Annotated in this window: 17 protein-coding genes and 1 pseudogene; 8 read left to right on the plus strand and 10 right to left on the minus strand. The window is 39.9% G+C overall.

What is annotated here, in order from left to right; genetic code table 11:
* Positions 1-10: 10 nt before the first annotated feature.
* Positions 11-985, plus strand: coding sequence for a hypothetical protein (locus ACMX3D_RS29640; protein WP_482749334.1), 975 nt, complete (start codon positions 11-13; stop codon positions 983-985).
* Positions 986-1,226: 241 nt separating this feature from the next.
* Positions 1,227-1,667, plus strand: coding sequence for a cupin domain-containing protein (locus ACMX3D_RS29645; RefSeq protein ID WP_482749335.1), 441 nt, complete (start codon positions 1,227-1,229; stop codon positions 1,665-1,667).
* A gap of 56 nt (positions 1,668-1,723) precedes the next feature.
* On the opposite strand, the gene ACMX3D_RS29650 is transcribed toward ACMX3D_RS29645, so the two are convergent.
* A complete protein-coding gene (locus ACMX3D_RS29650) occupies positions 1,724-1,870 on the minus strand; it encodes a hypothetical protein (RefSeq protein WP_482749336.1) in 147 nt (48 codons plus the stop codon).
* A gap of 407 nt (positions 1,871-2,277) precedes the next feature.
* Here ACMX3D_RS29650 and ACMX3D_RS29655 point away from each other — a divergent pair, with 407 nt between their 5' ends.
* Both ACMX3D_RS29655 and ACMX3D_RS29660 read left to right on the plus strand, forming a co-directional pair.
* Positions 2,278-3,507, plus strand: coding sequence for a zinc-dependent alcohol dehydrogenase (locus tag ACMX3D_RS29655; protein WP_482749337.1), 1,230 nt, complete (start codon positions 2,278-2,280; stop codon positions 3,505-3,507).
* Between the two features lie 118 nt (positions 3,508-3,625).
* Positions 3,626-4,438 (plus strand): alpha/beta hydrolase, encoded by an 813-nt coding sequence (locus tag ACMX3D_RS29660; RefSeq protein WP_482749338.1) that lies wholly within the window; start codon positions 3,626-3,628, stop codon positions 4,436-4,438.
* Positions 4,439-4,719: 281 nt separating this feature from the next.
* Here ACMX3D_RS29660 and ACMX3D_RS29665 read toward each other — a convergent pair whose 3' ends face one another.
* The 3 genes from ACMX3D_RS29665 to ACMX3D_RS29675 all read right to left on the minus strand — a co-directional run bounded on the left by ACMX3D_RS29665 (position 4,720) and on the right by ACMX3D_RS29675 (position 9,559).
* On the minus strand, positions 4,720-6,117 hold the full coding sequence (locus ACMX3D_RS29665) for a glycosyltransferase (protein WP_482749339.1): 1,398 nt from the start codon (positions 6,115-6,117) through the stop codon (positions 4,720-4,722).
* Between the two features lie 674 nt (positions 6,118-6,791).
* Positions 6,792-7,493, minus strand: a complete 702-nt coding sequence (locus ACMX3D_RS29670; protein ID WP_482749340.1) for a response regulator transcription factor — start codon at positions 7,491-7,493, stop codon at positions 6,792-6,794.
* A gap of 140 nt (positions 7,494-7,633) precedes the next feature.
* Entirely contained in the window at positions 7,634-9,559 is a 1,926-nt protein-coding gene (locus tag ACMX3D_RS29675; protein ID WP_482752456.1) for a transglycosylase domain-containing protein, read from the minus strand.
* Between the two features lie 433 nt (positions 9,560-9,992).
* Here ACMX3D_RS29675 and ACMX3D_RS29680 point away from each other — a divergent pair, with 433 nt between their 5' ends.
* Positions 9,993-11,387 carry a sensor histidine kinase gene (locus tag ACMX3D_RS29680; protein WP_482749341.1) on the plus strand — a complete coding sequence of 465 codons (1,395 nt, stop codon included), beginning with the start codon at positions 9,993-9,995 and terminating at the stop codon, positions 11,385-11,387.
* A 17-nt stretch (positions 11,388-11,404) separates the two neighbouring features.
* Here ACMX3D_RS29680 and ACMX3D_RS29685 read toward each other — a convergent pair whose 3' ends face one another.
* Entirely contained in the window at positions 11,405-13,996 is a 2,592-nt protein-coding gene (locus ACMX3D_RS29685) for a chloride channel protein (RefSeq protein WP_482749342.1), read from the minus strand.
* 1,185 nt (positions 13,997-15,181) lie between these two features.
* Here ACMX3D_RS29685 and ACMX3D_RS29690 point away from each other — a divergent pair.
* Both ACMX3D_RS29690 and ACMX3D_RS29695 read left to right on the plus strand, forming a co-directional pair.
* Positions 15,182-17,449, plus strand: a complete 2,268-nt coding sequence (locus ACMX3D_RS29690; protein WP_482749343.1) for a cytochrome c family protein — start codon at positions 15,182-15,184, stop codon at positions 17,447-17,449.
* A 149-nt stretch (positions 17,450-17,598) separates the two neighbouring features.
* Positions 17,599-20,424 carry a beta strand repeat-containing protein gene (locus ACMX3D_RS29695; RefSeq protein WP_482749344.1) on the plus strand — a complete coding sequence of 942 codons (2,826 nt, stop codon included), beginning with the start codon at positions 17,599-17,601 and terminating at the stop codon, positions 20,422-20,424.
* Between the two features lie 273 nt (positions 20,425-20,697).
* Here the strand turns inward: ACMX3D_RS29695 and rppB are convergent, their stop codons facing one another.
* The 5 genes and pseudogenes from rppB to ACMX3D_RS29720 all read right to left on the minus strand — a co-directional run bounded on the left by rppB (position 20,698) and on the right by ACMX3D_RS29720 (position 25,163).
* Complete coding sequence (gene rppB / locus ACMX3D_RS29700) at positions 20,698-22,026, minus strand: two-component system sensor histidine kinase RppB (RefSeq protein ID WP_482749345.1); 1,329 nt, start codon at positions 22,024-22,026, stop codon at positions 20,698-20,700.
* Positions 22,027-22,031: 5 nt separating this feature from the next.
* Complete coding sequence (gene rppA, locus ACMX3D_RS29705; protein WP_482749346.1) at positions 22,032-22,766, minus strand: two-component system response regulator RppA; 735 nt, start codon at positions 22,764-22,766, stop codon at positions 22,032-22,034.
* Positions 22,767-23,229: 463 nt separating this feature from the next.
* Positions 23,230-23,451: pseudogene (locus ACMX3D_RS29710) on the minus strand (helix-turn-helix transcriptional regulator); the annotation flags it as partial.
* 901 nt (positions 23,452-24,352) lie between these two features.
* Positions 24,353-24,553 (minus strand): hypothetical protein, encoded by a 201-nt coding sequence (locus ACMX3D_RS29715; protein ID WP_482749347.1) that lies wholly within the window; start codon positions 24,551-24,553, stop codon positions 24,353-24,355.
* Between the two features lie 328 nt (positions 24,554-24,881).
* Positions 24,882-25,163, minus strand: coding sequence for a hypothetical protein (locus ACMX3D_RS29720; RefSeq protein ID WP_482749348.1), 282 nt, complete (start codon positions 25,161-25,163; stop codon positions 24,882-24,884).
* A 56-nt stretch (positions 25,164-25,219) separates the two neighbouring features.
* Here ACMX3D_RS29720 and ACMX3D_RS29725 point away from each other — a divergent pair, with 56 nt between their 5' ends.
* On the plus strand, positions 25,220-26,017 hold the full coding sequence (locus ACMX3D_RS29725) for a molybdate ABC transporter substrate-binding protein (RefSeq protein WP_482749349.1): 798 nt from the start codon (positions 25,220-25,222) through the stop codon (positions 26,015-26,017).
* Positions 26,018-26,054 lie beyond the last annotated feature (37 nt).

The raw sequence follows: 26,054 nt of genomic DNA on the forward strand, positions 1-26,054 counted from the left end.
GTCAATTATCATGACTGGGAATCAACAACCATTAAATAAGCAAGATGAAATTATTGACTTGACTGAAAGTACACAACCTTTAAATCAAGAGCAACATCACGATGAGTCATCAAGCACAGGTTTAGGTGCTGGGATAGCTGGAGCAGCAATTGGAGGTATAGTTGGTCGTAAAGTTGGCGGTACTGTTGGTGCTGTCGCTGGTGCTGTTGCTGGTGCTTTGGTTGGTAAAGGTACATCTGAAGCTGTTAATAAAACTGTAGAAGGGATAGTCGATGCAGCCAAAAGCGTCGCTGAGGGTGTTACCGAAACTGTAGAAGGTGTCGGTGACAAAGTTAAAGATGTGGTTAGTAGTGTAAATGAAACTGTAGAAGGTGTCGGTGAAGCTGTTCAGGATACAGCCCAAGATGTCAGACCTGCAATTAAGGATGTAGCCAGTTCTGTTAAAGATACAGTGGAAGAACTCAGACCTACAATTGTCGAGGGAGTTCAGGGTATCGCAGAAGAAGCCAGACCTGCTTTTAGAGAAATTGCCCACTCTGTTAAAGATACGGTGGAAGATGTTAGACCTGCTGTAGTGGATGTAGCGTATACAGTGAAGGAGACAGTTGAAGAAAGTAAACCTGCTGTAGTCGAGGGAGTAAGGAGTGCAACACAAGATATCAGACCGACTGTTAGAGATGTTGCAGACTCCGTTAAAGAAACAGTTGCAGATGTTAAACCTGCCATAGTAGAAGTTATCACAAGTACATCTAAGGAGGTCAAACCTGCTGTCCGAGATTTAGCAGAGTCCGTTAAAGACACAGTTACAGATGTCAAACCTACTCTCAAGAATGTTGTTGAACATATTCAACCAACTAGCAAAGAAGTAACTTACACTCACCCAGAAGTGCTTGAAGATACTAAGTCATCTGAATATGAATTTACCCTTGATCGGTCTGATGCTCCAAATGCTGAACCACATTGGCATTTGAAGAAAAGTGAGTAACTTAATGGACTATAGGACTCATATTTGATTTTTGAAAAAATCAGTACACATCTAACTTTGCTCTTATCTGTTGCCCGTTCCCTGTTCCCTTTGCCCTACCAACACAAGGATTTTCAGTAATCAAATCGGATTGCTATATAGCATTGATTTTGAGGTGTAAATGCGTTGATAGTAAGGACTAACTAGAGTGCTTACTACCTACAAATTGAAGAGTTTTGTACAGTTACGCAGAGCAATGTTTATGCAGAATAATCAATCACAAAAACCAACACTTGAGTACTGGTACGTCTGGACTGATAAAGACGGTATAAGCCACCAATCACGTCGTCAAATTGAGGATTTCACCCAGAAAAGTATAGCACCAGATACGTCTCCTCAATGGATGTCTAAATTGAAACAGCATGGAGCTACAATCACGTATACCGTTTTACCAGTAGGATGGGTTGGAAAATGGCATGAAAACCCGAAACCTCAGTGGATTGTTCCGCTGTCAGGACACTGGTTTGTAGAGACTATGGATGGTCAACGAGTAGAGATGGGGCCTGGTGAAATTTCCTTTGGAGGAGACCAGGGAACGAAAGAAGACACGCAAGGCCATAAAGGTCATTTGTCTGGAACAGTGGGTGATGAGCCAGCTGTTTTGATGATGGTTCAATTTGACGAAAAACCAAATATGGAATAGCCCTACTAGTATTTTATTTCTTCTGCCTTCTGCCTTTATTTATGCAGGAGGCTGTACTATTCCACACCGTATTCATACACTAATTCCCCGCTATAGTGAGCGCCGTATGTAATTGCGCCAGCTGCGATCGCTGTAATGACAAAATAAATAATGGCAAATTTCGGAATCCTTTCTCTTGTAATACAACGCCAAATCCACAACACGATAAACACTACAGCAGAAGTTATTTGGAAGTGTTCGTGATTCTCTAAAATTTCTTTTTGCAGAGAAACCCATCAAGTCAACCACATCTTGTTAACAAGTTTGCTATTGCTGTAAGTTTCTCCACATGGGATAACTATCTACACTCTCTACAATTTATATCCTTCTAGAGGACGAGCATAAACTGTAGCAATATCGATACTATAGTCTCTAAGTGCTTATCTGATGTGGATCAAAATAAACTCAATTTTTTCATATTTTATCTATTAAAAATTTTAATTTAGGTACAAGTTTTTAAACTCTCTTGCATAAATATTCTGTCGTTATTCTGGGGTTTATTGTAGTATCTAAACTCCCCAACTATTAGGTTATTTTGAGATGCAAACTTTATAATTCAGGAGCATTCAACATGAAAGCAGTAGTTTTTCACGGAATCGGAGATATTCGCTTAGATAATGTCCCAGAACCAAAAATTAAAGAGTCAACAGATGCCATTATCAGGCTGACTTCTAGTGCAATTTGCGGCACAGATTTGCACATGATTCGGGGTACATTCACAGGGATGAAACCTGGTACAATTCTGGGGCATGAAGGTGTTGGTATTGTTGAAGAAATTGGTACTAATGTAAGGAATTTGAAGGTAGGCGATCGCGTTGTTGTTCCTTCTACTATTGCCTGTGGCTATTGTTCTTACTGCCGTACAGGATATCATGCTCAATGTGATAACGCCAATCCTCACGGACATAACGCTGGGACAGCTTTTTTTGGCGGCCCAGAAGCATCAGGCCCCTTCGATGGTTTGCAAGCTGAATATGCTCGGATTCCTTATGCTAATGCGGGGTTAGTGAAGCTACCAAAAGAAGTTACAGACGACCAAGCGATTCTGTTATCCGATATCTTTCCTACTGCATACTTTGGAGCCGATATTGCAGAGATTACACCGGGAGATACAGTTGCCATTTTTGGTTGTGGCCCTGTTGGGCAATTTGCTATTGTCAGCGCTAGACTTTTCGGTGCAGGACGCATTATTGCAGTAGATACAATTCCCTCGCGTTTAGAAATGGCGCGTGATTTAGGTGCAGAGATCATCGATTATAATGCCGAAGACCCGATTGAAGCGATCCGTGAACTGACGGGAGGCATTGGTGTAGATAGAGTGATTGATGCAGTTGGTGTAGATGCGAATGCTCCTGATAGTGGCCCAGCCGCTAAAAAAGCACAGCAAGAAGCACAACAATTCCAGCACCAGTTACAACAAATTGCCCCGAAAACCAATCCGCAAAATGGCAATTGGCATCCTGGTAATGCTCCTTCTCAAGTTTTAGAGTGGGCGGTTCAAGCATTAGCCAAAGCTGGTACGCTCTCAATTATTGGAGTTTATCCCCCAAGCCATAATTTCTTCCCCATCGGCACGGCGATGAACAAAAATCTGACTATTAACATGGGTAATTGTAATCACCGCAAGTATATTCCGACTTTGGTGGATTTGGTTCGTAACGGCACAGTAGATCCAACAAAAGTTTTAACCCAAGTCGAACCGCTGATGTCAGTTCTTGATGCGTACAAGGCGTTCGACCAACGGCAACCAGGTTGGGTGAAGGTAGAATTATTACCAGGAGCAACTTTAGCTAACGTTTAGTAGTCCATCAAAGCAGATTGGCTTGTCAGAGTCTTTGTCAAGACTGTGTTATGAACTGAAAATTTTAGACCAGCAAGTTACCTAACTTGCTGATGGTTTTTACTTTGTTAGTTTAGCTATGTTATCTAAAGGTCGCAGTCATCCATATTTTTTAAGTACTCAATCATCTAACTTTAGTTATCCACTTTTTGTATTTCTACCAGGCATGGATGAAACTGGTAAAGAATTAATGTACATTCAAACCGCAGGTTTAGAAGCTGCTTTTAATGTGCGTTGTTTTGTGATTCCACCTGATGATTTAACAAATTGGGATGAAATGACGGAGGAAGTGGCAACTTTAACTCAGATAGAAATAGAAAAAGTACAGCGTAGACAAGAAGTGACTTGTCGTGAATCATTACCTGTTTATTTATGTGGTGAATCATTCGGTGGATGCTTGGCTCTCAAAGTATTAGAAAAATTTCCTCAACTATTTACAAAAATTATTTTAATTAATTCTGCCTCTTCATTTCATCGAGTTCCTTGGTTAAATCTAGGTTCACTATTGTTTCCTTACACACCTAATTTTTTTTATAAAATCTCTTCGTTTATATCCTTGCCTTTTTTAGCTAATTTAAGGCGAATTTCACCTAATGCTGGTCAAGCTCTTTTAAAATCAACACGCTCTGCACCAAAAAAAACTGCTAATCAGCGACTAGCTTTGATGAGAGATTTTGATATTGACGAGAAAAAATTATCTCAAATTACTCAACCAGTTTTACTAATTGCTAGTAGAGATGACCGACTTTTACCTTCCGAAGCAGAAGCACGCAGTTTAAATCATATTTTCCCAAATTCTCAAATAATCACACTACCTCATAGCGGTCATGCCTGCTTAGTTGAATCAGATGTTAATCTTTATCAAATTTTGTTTTCAACTAATTTTATTTAATATCATGTCCGCTTGATTACTTACTAAAACCTCTAAACCCCACCCCGCCAAAGCGTAGCTTGGGTTGGGAGTGAGGTGCAATGATTGTGGGAATTATATAGCAGTCGAAGCATAGATAATGACAAAGACTAAAAATCAAACATGGATACTGAGCGACTTTAAAGCCTGTTCCCCGTTCCCTGCTATAACTAACTAACCGGACATGATATTAAGAAGTAGTTGATGACTTATCATCTACTTAAACAGAATATTTTGCTCCCACTTAATATTTAATTTTGTGTTTAACTAGTTGCCCACTGCACAATATCATTAGAAAAGGAATCAATTAATTTTTCTAAAGCTTTAATTTCGCTAGACTTCAAAGCTGTGGACTTCAATAAAGTTTGAATTTGCTTTTCCAAGTCAGGAGTTAACTTTTTGTTTTGAATAACTTCCTGAACAAATGTATCCAGTGTCAAAGATTGATAGAGTTCATAAATTTGAGCAGCAACTCCTTGAGTGCTAAATCGAGACTGCACCCATTTCTGTGCAGCATTACCGTAACTTTCTTTCAGTACGGGATTTTCTAATAAACAGCGAATAGCACTTTTCAAGGCGTTAGGATCACGGGGAGAAACTAAAAGCCCAGTTTCACCATGCACCACTGTATGCTGTAACCCTCCTACATCGCTGGCAATTACAGGTGTTCCGGCTGCCATTGCTTCTATTGCCACTAACCCAAAAGGTTCGTAGTAACTTGGAACGACGCAGATATCCCCTGCGGCATAGTAAGCAGGTAACAGTGCTTGAGAAATTCGCCCAGTAAAAACTGTAACGGCTTTCAGTCCTAGTTTATCAACCCAGTCTTGAATGCGTTGTTGTTCTTGAAAATCTGCACCATCCTCACGACTTCCACCAACTAGATAGAGTTGAAAAGCATTAGGCAAACAGGCACAGGCTTTTACTAATGTTTCTATTCCCTTGCGGGGGTCAAAACGTCCTACATATAAGATTATTTGGGCATCTGGAGCAATTCCTAATTGTTGGCGAGCAACTTTTTTACTTACAGAACTAAAGTGTTCAGTATTGATTCCGCAGGGAATGACTTTAATCCTCCCAGATTGTGAAATTAACTGACGTAAATCTTCTACCTCTTGGGGGCTGGTGGAAATTACATAATCTGCTTGCTCTAAAATTGCTCTTTCTACACAATGGCGAATTGCGGCAATCTGCGGTGGATTTTCTACATTGCGATATTTAACTGCCCCTATGGAATGATAAGTATGAACTTGGGGTAGTCCCAATTGAGATTTCAGTTCTAAACCCACCCAACCAGATAGCCAATAATTAGTATGAATCAGTGCATAGTTGCGTCCCGTTTGCTGTTGAAAATTCAGCCAAGCTTCTACAAATTCTGGCAAATATTCAAATAAATTGTTTCTAGAAATAAATTCTGTTGGGCCAGCATTCAGGCGAATTGTGCGGCATCCTGGTGCTAATTCTACAATTTCTTGTTGATTGGGATGTTCTCTGCGGGTAAACATATCAACTTGGCAGCCACGTTTTGCTAATGCTAACCCTAATTCCCGCACATAGACATTTTGACCACCTGCGCCTTCTTTACCAACTTCAGCTGTAGGATCGCCATGAACTGAAATTAAGGCATAAGTAGGTTGAGAATTTGGTATTGCTAGAGTCATATTTTCTCAAGTTTTCACTAAAGTCAAAGAATCAAGAGTATTTATTGATTGCTAATAAAAAATCATTGTTTGCTTAATTTAATATGTGTTTTTTATGCAAATTTAGCAATTATTTGACATTAAATAAAAGGTGGATAACTCTTCTCGAAAATATAAATGGGTAGTCTTTAGTTATTATTCTATGGTTTATTTGATATTCGGGATGAGAACTAATTAGTAGTTTGATTGATTTATGTATTGACATTTGATGAGCCGCAGCATAAGTTTTTAGCTGGCGATACTGCTCATAAGTTAGAACAATATTGGAAATATTAACTGAAAAATAAGACATGGTTATTGCCTAAAGTTAAACTTTAATTTCCAAAACTGCTTGTTTTTTGGATATTACACTTTAGGAGTTGAATTAACGGGGAGAAATAGGGTATAAATCGGGCAGATTTAATTAATATTAAAATTCTCTAAACTAAGTGAGTCTAAGTGAATCACTTAGTTTTAGAGAAACGTGGTGTCAAAGGAGTTATTCTGAGTGTGAGTTTAATAGTGACTTGTGAAAATTACAAGTCAAATATGAGTGGGAAAATCAGAGCAGATTGCTTATCAATCCACAAATATCAAAGTATAAAGATAAGGTGTGGAAGTATCAGGAAGAAATCGGTTAAAAATCGGGTAGTTGTTTAAAATTGCTTGAGACGATAGCCTAATCCATGAACAGTTTCAATAAACTCATCAGGCGCACCTGCATCTTTAAGTTTGTACCGTAAACTCTTGATGTGAGACTTAACGGTTTCTTCGCTAGGTGGATCATCTAGTGACCAAATGCGCTCAATAATTCCGGCTCGACTTAGTACCCGCCGACCGCTAGAAATCATTAGTTCTAAAAGAGCAAATTCTTTGGGTGTTAGGTGTAAGGGCTGATCAGCATAAGTTACTTCATAAGTATTAGTATTTAAACGCAAACTACCCCAGCTAAGGTCAAGAAAAGATGCTGTGCTACTATTACGGCGTAATAATGCGCGAACACGAGCCATTAGCTCTGGCATTTCAAAAGGCTTGACCATATAATCATCAGCCCCAGCATCCAACCCAGTAACTTTGTCAGCCAGGGTGTCGCGTGCTGTTAACATGAGGATAGGTATTGTACTGTTACGTAAAAAACTTAGCCCTACCGTAGGCGATCGCAACCTTTGACAAAACCTCACACCGTCCAGCTTGGGCAAGGTAATATCTAACACTACTAAGTCATATTCTAAACTCTTAATAAAATCCCAAGCTTGTTCTCCATCTTGGGCTACATCTACCACATATTGGCGATCGCTCAAGGCTTCCATCAGCATTTCTGCCAACTGGATATCATCTTCAACTACCAAAATCCGCATTTCCCAAAGATTTGTAAGTTAAACAATTAGTATTCATCCCAATACCTAACCTTATACTAGGTTGCACTCAGAAATAGTATTTCTATTCCCGACTCCCCACTCCCACCCCAATTGATGATCTTGAATTGCAACGCCTGGTATTAATACTTCTGGTTTAATTTAGGTCGAGGAAATTTAGCTGCTGGCTGGAACTTTTCTACTGGTACACTTTTAAGTGCCTTCAGCATAAAATCTCGCCAAACAGGAGCTACCATACCTCCGCCAGTCGCGTGGCCTGATAATTGTCGATTGTCGTCCCTTCCTACCCAGATCGCAGTTGTTAACTGCGGTACAGTACCAATAAACCAAATATCTTTTTCAGAGGAAGTTGTACCCGTTTTTCCAGCAACTGGACGGCCTATATCTGCACCTCTACCAGTTCCTTCTTGAACTACTGTTTGCATCACGTCTAAAGTTGTTGCTGATGCCCAAGGATCAAGAACTAGCTGTGGTTTAGGTGTGTTATCTACTAACACATTGCCACTACTATCAGTGATTCTAGCAATCATCGTCGGAGGTGATTGCCAGCCATAATTAGCCAAAGTTGCATAAGCGCTAGCCATTTCTAGTGGTGTGACACCAATTGCACCTAAAGGTAATGAAGTGACAGGTTCCATCGGACTCATAATTCCCAAAGTACGGCAAGTTTCAATCACTTTATTCATACCTACAGCTTTGCCAATCTTGATTGCAGGGATATTACGCGACAAGGCAAGGGCAGTACGAATTGGTATTGCTCCCATGAAGGTATTATCATAGTTGCGTGGATAATACCAACCATTACCATCACGGTAGCTAACTGGAGTATCTAATATCGTAGTATTGGGCGTAAATTTACCACTGGCAAAAGCAGTATAGTAAACAAACGGTTTGAAGGAAGATCCTGGCTGACGGTGAGCTTGGGTTGCTCTGTTAAATTCGCTCTGTTTTGCGTCCACACCACCCACCAGTGCCTTGATAAAATGTGTGCGCGGATCAATTGCCACCAAAGCCATTTGATTTTTGCTTAAACCTTGGCTTTCCAGAATACGATGCCACTTCTTAACAGTTGTTTCTGCCATTATTTGGAAGCTAGTATCTACTGTGGTTTGTACCTGCATTCCTCCTTTAATCAGTGTTTCACGCCCAAACTTTTTAATTAGTTCTTGTGCGACGGCATTGGTAACGTAAGGCAAAGCACTACCTTGAAATGACTTAATTTCGCCAAGTTTAATTTTTTGTTTGAGGGCATTATTATACTCTTGCTGGCTAATCCATTTCAGTTCCAACATCCTTCCTAGAACTTCTTTTTGTTTTTGTTTTGCCAGCTTCATGTTTACAAACGGGCTAAATTCTTCTGGAGCTTGAATTAAACCCGCCATCATCGCTGATTCGGCTAAAGTTAAATTTTGTGCTGATTTTTTAAAGTAAGTACGTGCTGCTGTTTGAACACCATAATTATTATGGCCCCAATAAACTTCATTTAGATACATTTCTAAGATTTCATCTTTACTCAGAACTTGCTCTAGTCGAATTGCTAATACTGCTTCTGCAATTTTTCGAGTCAAAGCACGCTTCTGGGATAAAAATAGATTTTTTACTAATTGCATGGTGATTGTAGAACCACCTTCTCTTACACCGCCAGCAGCCCAGTTTGTTAAAGCTGCACGTCCAATTCCGACGGGATTAATACCATGATGGTCATAGAAGTGGCTGTCTTCGCTGGCTAACACAGCACGTTTTAAATTAGGAGAAATTTGGTTTAAAGGCACTACTTGTCGATTTGCTTCTCCATGTATACGTGTTAAAAGCTTGCCTTTAATATCATAGATATAAGTAGTTTCTGACGGAGAAAAGTGTTGGATTTGTCTAACGTCTGGCAAATTACGAAAACTAATCGCTAAACCCACTAGTCCTCCAGCGATCACAGAACTTGATAGCATAGTCATTGATAGAAGTATGCCACCAGTTACTTGACCAATTTCTTTAAAAAAATCAACCTTAGGTAAAGTCTGAATATGTGATTGTTGATTTTCAATCGTTTTCAATGAAGACACAGTAATTGTAGCTCCTTACTTATCTATAAATTTTAAATAATTTCTCAAAAAAATATTAATTACTCACAAAAACAATTAATGAAAATCATTTTTGAGTTAATTGATATATAGCAATCCTATTTGATTTCTAAATTACTGCTTTAGTCCGGGAGTTGGGAGTAGATTTGTTTGTAATTCATTTAAGACTGCTATATTAAGATTCGTAATAGATGACGATAAACTATTAATTTAAAACAAAATGGTATTATTTATATTTTTGCTTTTAATGATTATAGTAAATATAAGTTAAAGTATCGGGTAGAAATCGGGCAGAAATCGGTTAGCAATAAAAGTAACTTTCAACTAAATCTTGATTGTAGAAATGTTTACTATAATCTAATTATTTGGCTAAAATATTACTTTTGAAGTAATAATTCATGTTTTTATGAAATTATCGCTGGAAGGAAAATGGATTGCCTCTGGCTTTAGCTTATGCTTATTGTTTATGAGTATAGTTAGTCTTATTTCTTACCAAAATGCTACTCAGTTAATTGTAAGTAGTAATAGAGTTAAAGAAACAAATGAGGTAATGAAAAATATTGCTGATATATTTGCTACATTAACTGACGCAGAAGCCGGACGCAGAGGCTATATTCTGTATGGAGAGGAATCGGAACTGAAACGTTATTATCAGGCAATGGAAAGTCTAGATACTAAAGTTCAAAATTTACAGCAAAAACTTGCTGATGATTCCTATCAACAACAGCAAATAACAAAGCTAAAATTTTTGATTACTCAAAGAGTTGAACTATCTAAACAGTCTATAAATCTCAAAGAAGTAGGTAAATCAAGCTTTGCTGTTCAAGCACCTCTGGTTAATCAAAGCAATCAAAATCGTAGTCTCATCCGTCAAATACTTACTCAAATGCAAGCGAGGGAAGAAGAGTTATTGCAAATTTCGGTTAGACATTCGCAAGATAATATTCACAACCGAATGTTAATTGAAATCCTCGGTACTTTCTTGAGTTTTGCCATTTTATTAAGTGTTTATGCTTTACTGCATCAACAATTAGTCAAGCGTCAGCAAGCCGAAGCTATTCAACGGACTTTAGCCCAAGAAAAAGAACTTAGTGAATTAAAGTTGCAATTTTTTTCGATGGTATCTCATGAATTTCGGACACCCTTGAGCATTATATTAGGTTCGGCTCAATTATTGGCTCAAAGTAATCAGCAGTGGACAGAAGAGAAAAAACTCAAGAATTTGCATCGGATTCAATCTTCAGCTAGGTCAATGAACCAATTACTAACGGATATTCTAACTTTGACTAGAGCAGAAGCTGGGAAATTAGAATTTCATCCAAAGCTTATAGATTTAGAAGCATTTTGTATTAATTTAATAGAAGATATTGAATTTGCTAATCGACAACAGCATACAATTAAATTTGTTAGTCAAGGTAACTGTACTCATGCGAAGTTAGATGAAAACTTACTATATTCTATCTTGACTAATTTGCTTTCAAATGCAATGAAATATTCATCTCCAGAAGCAAGCATTTTTTTGATTCTGAGTTGTGAACCACAGGCTATATTTTTTCAAGTTAAAGATAATGGTATTGGCATTCCTGTAGAATTTCAGCAGCATTTATTTGAACCTTTTCATCGTGCTAATAATGTAGGCAAGATTGTTGGTAGTGGTCTAGGACTGGCTGTAGTAAAAAAATGCTTAGAAATACATGATGGAGAAATTTATGTCGATAGTCAGGTAGGAGGCGGAACTATTTTTACAGTAAAGTTTCCACAACAGGGAACAGTAATAATCAAGAGTAGCAAAGCAAATTGAAATTAAGTAATTCGTAATTACGTTTTGACCATAATTACTGTGCAATTACTATTGCGAGCAATCTTTTCGGGAATATTTCCTTGAATCGCCTGTTGTAATAAACTTTCACGACTAGCACCTAAAACAATCACATCAGTGTTGTCTTGTTCAGCACACTCAATGACAGCCTCAGAAACAGAATTGGACGTGACTGAAGCAGCTAGTACCGTACCGTTAACTCGACGTTGGAGAAAGTGAAGAGATTTTTCTAAAAATTTTGTGTCAGGTATGAAATTGCTAGGCTGAAAAACTTGGCATAGCTTGATTTTAGGAGATGTACTTAAAGAACTAAGAGCAGGTAACAATTTAATTGCTTGCCGAGAGTTAGGCCCACCGGCAATTGGCAGTAACCAACGGTCAAAGGCTTTCTTATTATCCAATTTAGCTAAGACAACATCACAAGGAACTTGTCGAATTATCGTATCTACTACTCGGCTGAAAACTCTACCAGGAGTTGATGTACTACCTTTCCAACCCATCAATACCAAGTCAATATGTCGCTCTTTTACGGTCTCCAAAATTGCGTTGCCAACATTATGGGCAACTCGAATCTGGGTATGAATGGGAATACGCCATTTCTGACCTAATAATATTGCTTCGTCCAAAAGACGATGACTTTTGGTAGTTTCTACTGGTGTTTCAGATGGAATGCGGCTAGATGGAATAATAATTACTTGTAAGCATTCTATTTCGTAATTGCGCTCTTTCGCGATCGCCACTGCCATCTTCAGTAAAGTCTGGGCTGTCTGTGGATGTGAAAGCGGTACTAGTAACCTTCCTTTACCTGTAGCTGGAGCATGAGTTTGGTAAATTACATAAGAAGGGGCTGATTTAGGTTCTACCTCTTGTGTCTTGCCACTCAACCGCTCTGCTTCTACACGAATAATATCACTACGAGTAATAATTCCTACTAATTTTCGACCTTCTGTCACAGGTAAGCAGCTGAGGTTATAACGATTGAGTAGGTGTAATACGTGAGCCAGTGTCGCAGTGGGATTTGTTGTGACTGGCTCTGGTGTCATAATCTCACTAACAGCTGTATCTGTGCCGGAGTGTTGAGAGCCAAGATTAACTAAATCTTTTTGAGTCACAATGCCCACAACTTTATCATTCGCTAAAACAGGGAAGTTGCGATGGTGAGATTGAGAAAATGCCTGCACTGCTTCATCAATGCTCATTTGGCTAGATAAAGTTTCGACACGCCGCTGCATCACATCTGCGGCAGTTAGTTGTGCTAACAGCCCTTCGGTACTTGGTTCTTTGCTGATGTGAATGCCTTTCCACTCCAGCAGCAGATCGTAAAGTGACCTATGGTCAATCTTTTCTGCTACTAAATAGGCAACCACAGATACAATCATCAGTGGTAACACCAAATTAAAATCCATAGTCATCTCGAATACAATGATGACTGCGGTAATTGGCACTTTGGAGACGGCACTAAAAAACGCCGCCATACCTACATGAGCGTATGTTGTTGCGGCGCTCATTCCCAGGAGACTTTGTTCTGTTGCTCCGACTAAGTAGCCAAGGGCTGATCCCAACACTAGGGTGGGAACTAGTAAACCCGCTGGCGCTCCCGAACCGTATGTAAAAATAATTAGAACAAACTGAACCAAAAGAGCGATCGCTGCAAATAACCAATTAGCACTACCCATGAGTAGAATTTCTCTCAGCCCAGCATTATTGCGAAAAGTTACAGGCAATAAAGCGATCGTAATCCCAGTAACTAACCCAACAATTCCAATTCGCCAAGGTAAACTCAGATGTAGTAAACGCTGATTAATTGCCAGACTGGCAATAACACCCTTGTTAAACAAAATGCCTAATAGTCCTGCCAGTACACCCAAAATCAAGTAGAAAGGGATTTCCTGAGCGAAGAAAGTTGTATGCCCAAATGCTAAATTGATATGACTCAAATCCAGGCTGTGACTACCATAGAGACGAGAGATAACTGAAGCGATAAAAGAAGCCAAAATAGCTGTGCCAAGAGTAATACCTGATACATCTTGCAGTAATTCTTCTACAACAAAAAGTACGCCAGCGATTGGTGCATTAAAAGCCGCCGCTAACCCTGCTCCGGCCCCTGCGGCGATAAGTTGACGGCGATGCTCTGGAGAAGTCGGTACCCAATTACTCAGTTGATTTGCCAAAGCTGCCCCAATCTGTACGGTTGGCCCTTCTCGTCCTAAAGGCATCCCAGAACCCAGCACTAATGTAGCACTAACCAACTTGACCAAAGCAATCCGCAGATTTAACGGCATCGGTACACGAGCCAACACCGCTTTAACTTCAGACATTCCACTACCTGATGCTTCAGGTGCGAAGCGCTCTACTAACCAACCAGCTAAAATTCCGCCTACCAGTCCAATGCCTGGCAACACTAAGTATGCCGGCCACAGGTAAGAAACATGCACTCGCCACGCACCTGCCCAGTCCACAGCTTGTCCTAATAAAACTGCTGCTAGACCAGAAACTAGACCAATCAAGCAAGCTTCAGCAAACGCTAAACGTTTAGGTCGAAGTATTTGTCGGGAAAGCCTCAACCAGAGAATTCTACCTCTGACTAACATATTCTTAGCAATCACTTGCCATAAGAGAAAGTCTGTAAATGTCTAAATTTCTTTACAGTTTACCTTATAAATAACTGCTGTTAAAAAAATGAAATTTAAATGAAATTCTTCTCTGTCTAAAGGTAGATATATGGAATAGCAGTGCATTATTAACATCTGTTACTTTATTTTTTTTGATAAAAATGAAATTTAAATGAAATTCTTTTCTGCCTAAAGATAGATAGATGAAATAGCAGTGTATTATTGACATCTGTCAATTTGTTTTTCGATAAAAATGAAATTTAAATGAAATTCTTCTCTGCCTAAAGACAAGGTAGATTATTAAAATATGACTTAGATGCTAAGGTAATCAATTACAAAGTTGAATGTCGTATCAAAAGCTGCCACAGTATCTCAATTTCCTACGCATCTATAAACATTCAAAACTGTGGTCTTGTAGGATTTCGGGACAGAATACAGATGCCATTGATATTACAAATGCTTTGAACCAGTCCACCACATCTTAATGTTATTAGCAGTTTGTCTACACCAAAAAGTCTATTCTGTTATGGCTCAAACTATTGCACAGCAAACATTCTAGGCTTTAGTTACATATATGTTACTATCCAGAGCCTTTGCAAATAGTCATTACATTTGATGCTAATCTAAACTCCAGATATTGAAGACTAACCAGAATAGTAGTAGCAAGTATTTCAGAAAAAAAAGGTGATTGCTTTTTATCCAGCACTCACCTTTGACTTAGTTAATGCGAGCTTTAATTATGCCACAAAATACAAACAATGATCCAGCTCATAAAAATCTAATCAATAAAATTTACAGGCAATAAAAGTGATAATCCTTAAAATGGACAAATCTTATACTTTCGTCACTACTAACTAGATAAGCAGTACAAAATGTGAGTTAACACTCGGTTAATACGCATATATTTGAGCAGAATCTTAACCTGATTGCTTTATACAAGATTAGGAGAGTTTGTTCAGTTCAGCATCAGTAAAATTTTCAAGTGCAGATAAAGCAATTATTAAATTATTAGTAAAGACATGCAGAATTTACTGGTTACATATTGTATCTTTTATTTATGTTGAACTAGTGTATGTTTCTGATAGTGAGGCAGTACAAATCATCACTTAGTTGATGATTGACAGCCTTGTAACAAACAACTTTCCTATGAAAATCTAGAAACTTATGAGAGAGCGAAACATCTTGAAGTTTACGCGTAAGCGTAAGCTTCCAACTTTGTTATTGATAGTATGTTGTTCATTTGTCCTTGCCATATCTTCGGCGGCTCTCTTCCCAGAAGTCGGTTTGGCTGGTATCTTCTCCTCTGCTCCTATTGGTTCTAACGTCCCGGATGATGCAACATTACTGGCTCAACGGCAAGCCGAGGTGAGCAACAATGTATTTGATGTAGCGGAACCTGCCCCTGGAACCTTGTTTACTCCTGTGGAACGCGTTCCCCGGAAAAAGTTTGGTGTTGTGGGAGCTTTCCCTCTTGGTCTCAGAGACCTTGATGGGTTGGTGTATCCTTCTGCAACTCCAGCACAACGTGACGCATTGGTAGAAGGGTTAGCCTTTTTTACAACACCTCACCTCGCAGCGGAAGGTGCTGGGCCAATTGCCAACCAGCAGATGTGCTTAGGTTGTCACTTGAATTCAGCAGAAGCAACCCCTAACAGCAAAGTAGTACGTGATGTTTCTAACGTATCCCGCGCTGGACGTTCGACACCAACAAACTTCAAGTTTACAGCCCTCGACCCAGCTACTGGTGGTGGAAGACCAGCTGATAACCTTGATGCCATCAATAACACTGGGCGGACAGCTGCTTTTACAACCTTCGGTGACTATAACCCCACAGCAAACATATTCGATCCTCTTGATGGGGTTGCGAGAAACGGAGCTTCACCTCGCCTCGGTGGCTTTGTTCAACACACCCGTTTTTCCATCCCAGAGTGTTTGCCTGAGCGCATCCCAACAATTGCTGAAGACCCGAACCTACCCAATGTTGATCCGGTAACAAAACTTAGCTCTCTTGGTTTCCGCCGAGGTGTAGTAGAGTTTGCTGGCCCACCATACATCGGTCGTGGTTTGATGGAAGCTATTCCCACACAGGACATCGTAAGCCTTCAGGATGAAGGTTCTGATACCCGCAGTATACCCTCATCCCTTAACGGTGCAGCCGCCTATTTTGGGTGTACAGGTGACTGTGTTACCGGGAAACCCAACATGATCCAACCACCTACACAAACTAGTATTGATGCCGGTTCAGCTTTTTCTGGTGGTGTAGGGCGTTTCGGCTTGCGGTCTAACGGTGTAGAAATCCTCCAGTTTGTTGCTGGTGGACTTCAAGGTGAAGTCGGTTTCACCAGCATTCTCAACCGGAATGAACCTACTGAATCTCCCACCAACCGCGGCCGTCCGGGCTGTGTTGATCCGTACCCAGATACACTAGAAGCGCACCTCAGCGTCCCACTCAGCGAACGAAACTTCCTTCGCATGACGGCTCCTCCCGAATTTGGTGACACACTCTTGGCAGTGTTAAAAAACCCCACAAAGTCTCGTTCACCACAAAGTCCTGAAGGTCAAGTTCAACGTGGAGCGCAGCTTTTCGGTATCGACTTGGTAGCGTTTGCTAATCGGATGGTTGGAAGCCCAATGCCAGCAGGAGGCGACGGCCACGATGATCGTGCAATCAACACAGCTGATTCTATGGTTGGCTGCGTCACCTGCCACATCCCAGTTCAAAAAACAGGGCAATCACCAGCAACCACAACACGAGATGGTGCGATTGTTGCTCAACATTTGAGCTATAAGTGGGCTCCTATTTTCTCCGATCTACTTCTCCACAACGTACCTGTCATCGATGCAGAACGTTGGGCTTCCTTACCTCGTGATCCACTGGTCATCAAACGACAATATCGAGCAAATCTTTCCAAAGAGCAAGGTGCTACTAGTGCAGAAGGTCGTGTCTTTGATACCTTTGATATTCCTCGGAACCTCGCTGGCGACGTGTTTGCAAACGGACAAGCAGCTGCTTTTGGTGACGAGTTCCGCACACCACCTCTAATGGGCTTGGGTAGAATAGGCGCTCCATTCTTGCATGATGCTCGTGTGTACTTAAGCCGACTCACAGTTAACAGCAATCCTGCTGGTACTGTATTCACTAACAGTCAAGTTACCAATGCGCCACTAGTTGTGCGTACTTTAGATGATGCTATTCGTGCTGCTATTGAGTTGCACGACTTACCAGCACCCGGCCCAGGATGTCCAGTACCACCTGGCGGAGCCGTAGGTAATATTTCTTATGGCCCTTCACCAGCGGATGTGATTTGTCCTCCTTACAATAGCGAAGTTTCCAAAACCCACCGCAGTGATGCGAAGGAAGTCATTCGTCGCTATCGTTCTTTAAGTCCCGCTGACCAACAAGCCATGATTGAATTCCTCAAAGAGTTATAAACTTGACAACTGCTAAATATTCCTAGCTCTAACGGAATTTCATCATTGTTCATTTTGATAACCAAAGGAGAGATGAGCAATGCTCACCTCTCCTTTCTCGTATTACACAGAATTTTCAGGTAAATCATCGATTTATTTAGGTAAAAGTTATGGTGAATATTAATGGTACAAACGGTAATGATAACCTCATTGGCACAACTGGCGATGATATTATCAGAGGTTTTGCAGGGAATGATACCCTGTTGGGCAATGGTGGCAACGATATTTTAGATGGTGGTGCTGGAAATGATAGCCTCAATGCTGCCACTGCTGTTGCCAGTTCCACCGGGAACAGTATCCTCACAGGTGGCACAGGAGATGATTTTTTAGATATTACCCGTTCTTCTGGAAATAACCTTTTAGAAGGTGGTGATGATAATGACACCCTACTAGCTATCTTTTCCGTTGGAAATAACGTTCTGAGTGGCGGAGACGGAGATGACATAATTGATATCAGTACCTCCACAGGCAATAACCTAGTGGACGGTGGTGAGGGGAATGATGAGATTTATGCCGAACGTGTCGCCGGAAATAACAGCCTCTATGGTGGCGCAGGGGATGACTTTTTCTACATCAGCAACATTGTGCCACAACAACCAAGTCCTGCCACCATAGCGACTCAAACAGTCGATGGCGGAGATGGGGAAGATTATCTGTCTGTTGATTACAGTGATGCTGATGCACCAATATCTTCAACCTTTAATAGTGCGACAAACACTGGCAGCATCACAGCCGGAAGCAATGAGGTGAGTTACAGCAACATCGAACGCCTGAACATTATTGGTACAGAGTTCGATGATTTCATCACCATTAGTAATGCACGTTTAGATGACAGTATTGATGTCAGTGATGGAGACAACAACATCGTAGGTGAAGGTGGAAATGATGTCATACTAGCTGCTTTTACAACTGGGAATAACACCATCAGTGGAGGTGAAGGCGATGACATAATTGATATCAGTACCTCCACAGGCAATAACCTAGTGGACGGTGGTGATGGGAATGATGAGATTTATGCCGAACGTGTCGCCGGAAATAACAGCATCTATGGTGGCGCAGGGGATGACTTTTTCTACATCAGCAACATTGTGCCGCAACAACCAAGTCCCACCACCATAGCGACTCAAACAGTCGATGGCGGAGATGGGGAAGATTATCTGTCTGTTGATTACAGTGATGCTGATGCACCAATATCTTCAACCTTTAATAGTGCGACAAACACTGGCAGCATCACAGCTGGAAGCAATGAGGTGAGTTACAGCAACATCGAACGCCTGAACATTATTGGTACAGAGTTCGATGATTTCATCACCATTAGTAATGCACGTTTAGATGACAGTATTGATGTCAGTGATGGAGACAACAACATCGTAGGTGAAGGTGGAAATGATGTCATACTAGCTGCTTTTACAACTGGGAATAACACCATCAGTGGAGGTGAAGGCGATGACATAATTGATATCAGTACCTCCACAGGCAATAACCTAGTGGACGGTGGTGATGGGAATGATGAGATTTATGCCGAACGTGTCGCCGGAAATAACAGCATCTATGGTGGCGCAGGGGATGACTTTTTCTACATCAGCAACATTGTGCCGCAACAACCAAGTCCCACCACCATAGCGACTCAAACAGTCGATGGCGGAGATGGGGAAGATTATCTGTCTGTTGATTACAGTGATGCTGATGCACCAATATCTTCAACCTTTAATAGTGCGACAAACACTGGCAGAATTACCGCAGGTATCAATCGGGTTGGCTACACCAACATTGAAAGTCTAAATATCATTGGCACAGACTACAGTGATAACATTGTCGGCAGCAATGGCAACGATACACTCTCCGGTGGTAGTGGTGGCAATGATCGGATCAATGGTGGTGCAGGTAATGATGTACTTTCCGCTATTGGTACTTCTGGTGATAATACCCTGGATGGTGGAGTTGGTGACGACAGACTAATTGTAGATGATTCAACAGGCAATAACTTACTGAATGGTTACAACGGTAATGATGAGCTTTATGCTATTGCTACTTCAGGTATGAACACCCTCATTGGTGGTGCTGGTGATGATACATTAATTGTGGATTATTCCACAGGTGATAACTTGCTGGATGGCGGCAGTAATGATGATTATCTTTCTGCGGTTGGTTCGTCTGGAAATAACACCCTCAATGGTGGTGCTGGCAGTAACACATTAATCGTCGATGATTCCACAGGTGATAACCAGCTGAATGGTGATAATGCTGATGATGTTCTCTCCGCTGTTGATTCATCTGGGAATAATACCCTTATTGGTAGAAATGGTAACGATACATTAATTGTGGATGGTTCCAGTGGCACTAATATACTGAGTGGTGACAATGGTAATGACTATCTTGCTGCTATTAGTTCTTCTGGAAATAACACCCTCAATGGAGGCAATGGTAGCGACATATTGACTGTGCAGAATTCTAGTGGCACTAATGAACTGAATGGTGGCAGTGGTAGTGATTATCTTTCGGCGGAGGGTGCTTTAGGAAATAACACCCTAGATGGCGGTACTGGTAATGATACCTTGATTGGTGGTAATGGTAATGATGTTCTCATTGGTGGCGCAGGTAATGACCTGATCACAGGCGGTAGCGGTGCAGATACCTTTGTCTTTAATGGTTTTAATGAAGGAATTGATACGATTACTGACTTCAGCATCAGTAATGACATTATTCAGATATCTGCGGTTGGTTTTGGTGGTGGGTTGTTAGCTGGTTCGCTTTCGATTAGTCAGTTTACTTTGGGAACATCTGCAACAAGTAGTGATCAGCGATTTATCTATAACAACACTACTGGCGCGTTGTATTTTGACCAAGATGGTAGTGCTGGTGGATTTAGACAGGTGCAACTTGCACAACTATCTGGTGCGCCTGCACTGAATGTCAGCAATTTTGTGATTGTTTAAAGGTTTCCACAAAATAAATTATTTGCTAGTTATCTAGCACATTTGAAATAGTTCAGCAAACCAAGGTTACGTTAATAGCGTGACCTTTTATTTATTAATTATTTGTGGAAGCGATGTCTGCAATAAGCTACCAATGCAAAAATTTACAATTTATTATATAGCAATAGGCAAGACAGCTAGGACATCAGCAAATGATAAAACGTAGACAGAAAAAGACTTTTAACCCTGTCACCTGTCCCCTGCCATACTAATCACGCAATTAACAAAACAAGGTTATAGAGGCAGTCGGACTATAAATGTACTACCCAAACCAGATTGACTTTGAACGTAAATATTGCCTTTGTGTGCTTGGACGATCGCTAAAGCAATGGCTAAACCCAAACCAGAACCACCAGAACTACGAGAGCGATCGCGATCCACTCGATAGAACCGATCAAAAATTCGCTGTTGATGTTCGAGTGCAATACCAATTCCTGTATCTTGAACCTTAATAATGGCGTAAAGCTCATTAACTTCTAAAAAAATGGTGACTTTTCCCCCACTAGGTGTTGCTTGAATTGCATTGATAATTAAATTAGAAATTAAACGATAAAGCTGTTCTTCATTTCCCTGAACATAAACTTTTTTTGTCACCTGCATCTGTCCAGAGAGATTTACTTGATTTTCTACTGCTAAAAATGCTAACTCCTCAATTAAATCGCTAATTAAATCATTTAAACAGCAAAGCTGATTTTCTGCTGTTATTTGTTTTTGATCTATCCTTGTCAACAACAACAAATCACCAACTAATTGTGATAAGCGATGATTTTGCCGTTTGAGAACATCTAAAGTTCCATGATTTGATTTGAGTTCTGGCTGTAACTTGATAGCAGCCTCAATAGTAGAGTGCATTGCTGCTAAAGGTGTGCGGAACTCGTGGGCAGCATCAGCAGTAAATTGTTGCATCTGTTGATAGGAACGATACACAGGTTGCATTGCCCTGTCTGCTAACCACCAGCTAGACAAAGCTACAAAGCTCATCGAAATTGGTAATCCCAAAATCAAAGTTAATCTCAAATCAGCAATATGTTGCTCTAAATCAGTGATGCTACGTGCTACTTGCAGATAACCTGAAATTTGGTTTTGAGTATACAAAGGTAAAGTGATTTGACGGTATCGTGTACCAAAAGCATCAGTGATGATTTGCCAGCGTTGTGACGACAAGGTAGGTTGTAAGTTATCAAATTGTATACCTGTACTTGCAAATACTTTTTCTGAACTATCCAATAAGCGTACATAGTAATTAACCTGATTACCTACTTCATTTATTGGTTGTTGAATAATATTTGTTTTAGTCCAACAGTTTTTAGAAGCTATACATAATTCTAAGGAAAGTTCTTTAGCAAGTTGTTGTAAGTGTCCAGGTTGTTGCCAAGCAGGTTCAATACTTTTACGCAGTGCCTTTGCTACTGATTGTAATCCCTGGTCTATAGTTTCATAATAAGTATGGGCAACCACAGTATAAACTCCTAAACCAGATAGGCCTAAAATACTACCCATGACCAGGGTATACCAAGCTGCTAATCTCAATCGAGTCTGGTAGAAAATAGGATTACGTTTCATAGAAATTAACTGCCTATTTCTGTAGTCTGAATATTGAGACGATAGCCTACACCATAAATAGTTTCTATCAAAGCTTCGCTGTCTTCTTCTCCTAATTTACGTCTCAATAACCGAATTTGTGCTGCTACGACATTACTGAGTGGTGCTGCCCCAATTTCCCAAAGTTGATTAATAATTTGGTCGCGGTTAATAATTTGGTTGGGATGTCGCATAAAAAATTCTAACAATTGAAATTCCTTAATAGTTAAAGTTAATACTTGCTTTTCACCGTTAGTATACTGGCGAGTCAGTTCATGAGTGTTGTAATTAAGTGTCAGGCAACCTACTTGTAAACGTCGGGGTTGGACTTGGGGTGTAACCGTTACTCCTGTGTAAGAAGCCCGCCTTTGTAAGGCTCGCAATCTTGCCAGCAATTCTGCCATATCAAAGGGTTTAATTAAATAATCATCTGCACCGCTATCTAGACCAATAATTTTTTCTTCCATCCGGTCTTTAGCAGTAAGCATCAACACAGGTAGAATTAATTGGTGAGCGCGTAACCACTTGCACAAGTCTATCCCAGAAACTCCTGGCAACATCCAATCAAAAATCGCTAATGTGTACTCAGTCGAGCCGTTTTTGAGATATTGCCATGCTTGAGTACCATCGAGAAACCAATCTACTACATAAGCCTCATGGCTGAGAACTTGTTTGATTGCTGCACCTAAATCTGCTTCATCCTCAACTAATATCAGTCGCATAGTAAACCCAATGCTAAAAGCTTTCTTTCAATATTGTGAATGAAATTTTCCCGCAGCAGTCGAAACATATATTGCATTATCCAATGCTATTAGCACCTGATTTTTGAAAATCGTCTAAAACTTGAAGTAATATAGTGAGCGATCGCGTCAATCTGTGCAAGTCTACTTAAGTTTAGGGGTAAAAAAATTGCGATCGCCCCTACCAAAACTGAACAAATAAAGATATCTTTCACTTTTCTAGGGGTAACTGACCAGTTGACAGCTTTAGTAAATAACCAAGACAGTTCCAGCAGCCGTTTTGTACAATCCCAGTTCGCATATCATAAATATGCTTCAATGTCATCACAATTTCTGACAACGCTTCATTGTCTGCGCGATCGCCAACTCCGTTTACTGTAATGTTGACTGATAAGCTCCCAACTTCCACGCCAACCGATGAGTCCGTGATTGTCTGTTCAAAATTATCTGCTAATTCTTCCTCAAACCAAAATAAATCCTCCACTTTGCAACCCAGCGCCTTGGCTAAACGCAGAGACATCCCCACAGAAGGAGCGTGTTCGCCTGATTCCACACCACTAATACTCTGACGACTTACGCCAGCCATATCAGCCAAATCTTGCTGACTCATACCCAAGCGAGTTCTAATTGATTTGAGATTGTTGCATAGATTCACATCCATTTTCATGAGGTTTTATCTCTCCGTTGTACCAAGTTAAATTTTGCATTGTAGACTTAAAAATTAACTGTAATCTTGTGACCAAAAATGCCAAAACTTTCACAACTACAGCAAGTAGATGCAAAATTCCTGCTTTATCACAGTCAGATGAAAACTAATTTCTTCTAGAAAAGTAATGTATAGAAAAATCAGTCCAGCTTGACATTTAGAAACAGCTTCGCCAAACGAAAAACCGATTCTTTGACGGCTTTGCTCCTTTTCGATTAACGTTGAGCCTTCACTAATTAATGACTAGGCTGGGCTGATGTTCAATTGGCAAGCACATGAGGAGTTGTAATTTGACGGTTGAGATTCCCCTAAATCAAGAATATCATACATCTTGCCAATTTACTTGCGCTAATCAAATTTTTGACAAACGGTATTTGTGATTACAACTAGTTCACACTCAGAAAAACTCAAAGCTCATAATTGCACCATACTTTTATTTTTTGAGTTATGAAATATCATCAATTCCTCAAATAAGATATTTCTGACCAAGCCCAAAATCAAATTATTAATGTTGCTGATTTTAGATAGAATAGTCTGTCTATTTCTATTAATAAATATGGAATTATTTCACTAATAAGTGCTGCGATGCTTGCAATAACTTCCACAGCTAAAGATTAGCTAAAAGGTGCAAGTTGTGAAATGAAATACAAGTTAAAATTATTACACCTTCACATCCTACACTAAGTTTCAAGAGACAAGATTTGTGCAGAATTGCTCAGTGTTTTATAGATGAATAAATATACTTATAACAATGTCAAATTACTGAACTGCGAAAAAAATTTTTCTAGCGCAAGTAAAATTGCAAGATGTATGTTATTCTTGACATATAAGGAATCAAAAGCGTAAAGCAAACAACTCAAGTCTATAACAGGTACGGCATTGTAGTATCTGGTTGTTGTAGTAGAGTCAAATCCTGTAAGTTAACTAATTCTTTGATGAACTGATGGTCTGACTCTGCAAGTTTCTGGAGGTATTGTAGAGTTACTGGATCGGTAATAGTCTGAAGTATGGGGAAAACTTTAGCCTGCTTGCAGTTCATCAATTCAATTGGAATCAACCGCATTTTTATACAATTACTTCTGCAACCTGTGATGTGTGAAGTGCGGCGAATACAAAGCTGGAAGTTTTTGCTACATAACAACTAGAAATTAATTTGTGTCACCTCTCAAATGTAATATTCCGCCTTGATTGCGTGAGGTTTTATCACAATAAAACCAAGTGTTTGAGAGAATCTGGCTAATAAATTTGATTTGTGGCTACTACGCTGCTTGTTGGTAAATAACATGACGCAGATGGAGTTTATATTTTACACTCCATCTGCCCTTTATTTTCTCTAAAAGTTGGGAATTTGCGATCCTCACAACTTATGAGTTGTGTTTATTGAGCTACTTCTAAATCATTGAGTCTTGTGGCAATGTTAATTGCAACTGGGCTGATTTTGGCAAATATAGATAATTGGCGATCGCTATGCTTTTACTGTCATTCATTATTCTAGGACTGGCTATACTTTTTTGGATGATTGGGTTAATAATCCTTAATCTAATCTGGCAACTACCAATCATATTGTTAGGACTATTATGCTTTTGTCTCAGCTTGAAGTTTTCATTCATACCGTTGGAATTACTAGGAATTATTGCCTTAGTAATCACCACACAAAAAATCAAATCACTCAATAATTCTCACTAGTTAATCTCTCTCAGCTTGTTTACCTAATATGTGGTATTAACCTATGGAATCATCTATGCAATTAACTAACAACATGGTTTTGTTTGACGATAACGATCGCCTACTAGTCAGATTGTATGCTGCCAATAGCTTAAAAGGCGTTCTTTCGGAAGTTGCTCAAGCTTTTACCAGAAAATACAAGATACCGATAAAGTTGGAGTTTGATTATGCAGATGTGCTGCGCGAACGCATCTTAGAAGGTGAAACGGCTGACATCTTTATTGCAGATGATGTTTGCAATCCGCGTGTGTTAATGCAAGCTAGTAAAAGTAGCCCTGTGGCAAACTTTGTCAGAAATAGAATTTGTGCGATCGTCAAATCTGATCTCACAGTTACCTCAGATAGCTTACTAGATTTGATGTTGTCACCTCAAATTCGCTTAGGTATATCAGCACCCAAACCAGACCTTTTTGAAGATTATGCCCAAGCAGTCTTTCACCAAGCTGAAAAACTTCGTGTCGGGAGCTTTGAAAAATTAAATAGTAAAGCTTTACATTTAGTCGGAGGCAGCAATTATCCTATCATCTCCGACGAAAAAAATAAATTTGCTTATTTCATCCAAGAAACACAACAAGTAGACATTTTTTTAAGCTATTACACCGATGCTCGTTTAGCACATTTAGCTGCACCGAGTTTACAAATAGTAGAGTTACCTACAAATTTAGCCATTCGCGTCAATTATGGTATGACTATTATCAACAATTCATATAGTGCTGCGGTTATTTTAGCTATGTATATACTCTCTCCAGATGGACAAGAAATATTAGCCAAATATGGGTTTGATACATCTTTGATGGGATGAACAGGAACAAGGAAGATAGAAGTATAACTAAGTAGTC

It is taken from the genome of Anabaena sp. TISTR 8404, from assembly GCF_056847745.1.

Coding starts and splice junctions, on each gene's coding strand:
- ACMX3D_RS29640 (WP_482749334.1), top strand. CDS start 11: ATGACTGGGAATCAACAACCATTAAATAAGCAAGATGAAATTATTGAC.
- ACMX3D_RS29645 (WP_482749335.1), top strand. CDS start 1,227: ATGCAGAATAATCAATCACAAAAACCAACACTTGAGTACTGGTACGTC.
- ACMX3D_RS29655 (WP_482749337.1), top strand. CDS start 2,278: ATGAAAGCAGTAGTTTTTCACGGAATCGGAGATATTCGCTTAGATAAT.
- ACMX3D_RS29660 (WP_482749338.1), top strand. CDS start 3,626: ATGTTATCTAAAGGTCGCAGTCATCCATATTTTTTAAGTACTCAATCA.
- ACMX3D_RS29665 (WP_482749339.1), bottom strand. CDS start 6,117: ATGACTCTAGCAATACCAAATTCTCAACCTACTTATGCCTTAATTTCA.
- ACMX3D_RS29670 (WP_482749340.1), bottom strand. CDS start 7,493: ATGCGGATTTTGGTAGTTGAAGATGATATCCAGTTGGCAGAAATGCTG.
- ACMX3D_RS29680 (WP_482749341.1), top strand. CDS start 9,993: ATGAAATTATCGCTGGAAGGAAAATGGATTGCCTCTGGCTTTAGCTTA.
- ACMX3D_RS29685 (WP_482749342.1), bottom strand. CDS start 13,996: ATGTTAGTCAGAGGTAGAATTCTCTGGTTGAGGCTTTCCCGACAAATA.
- ACMX3D_RS29690 (WP_482749343.1), top strand. CDS start 15,182: ATGAGAGAGCGAAACATCTTGAAGTTTACGCGTAAGCGTAAGCTTCCA.
- ACMX3D_RS29695 (WP_482749344.1), top strand. CDS start 17,599: ATGGTGAATATTAATGGTACAAACGGTAATGATAACCTCATTGGCACA.
- rppB (WP_482749345.1), bottom strand. CDS start 22,026: ATGAAACGTAATCCTATTTTCTACCAGACTCGATTGAGATTAGCAGCT.
- rppA (WP_482749346.1), bottom strand. CDS start 22,766: ATGCGACTGATATTAGTTGAGGATGAAGCAGATTTAGGTGCAGCAATC.
- ACMX3D_RS29715 (WP_482749347.1), bottom strand. CDS start 24,553: ATGCGGTTGATTCCAATTGAATTGATGAACTGCAAGCAGGCTAAAGTT.
- ACMX3D_RS29725 (WP_482749349.1), top strand. CDS start 25,220: ATGGAATCATCTATGCAATTAACTAACAACATGGTTTTGTTTGACGAT.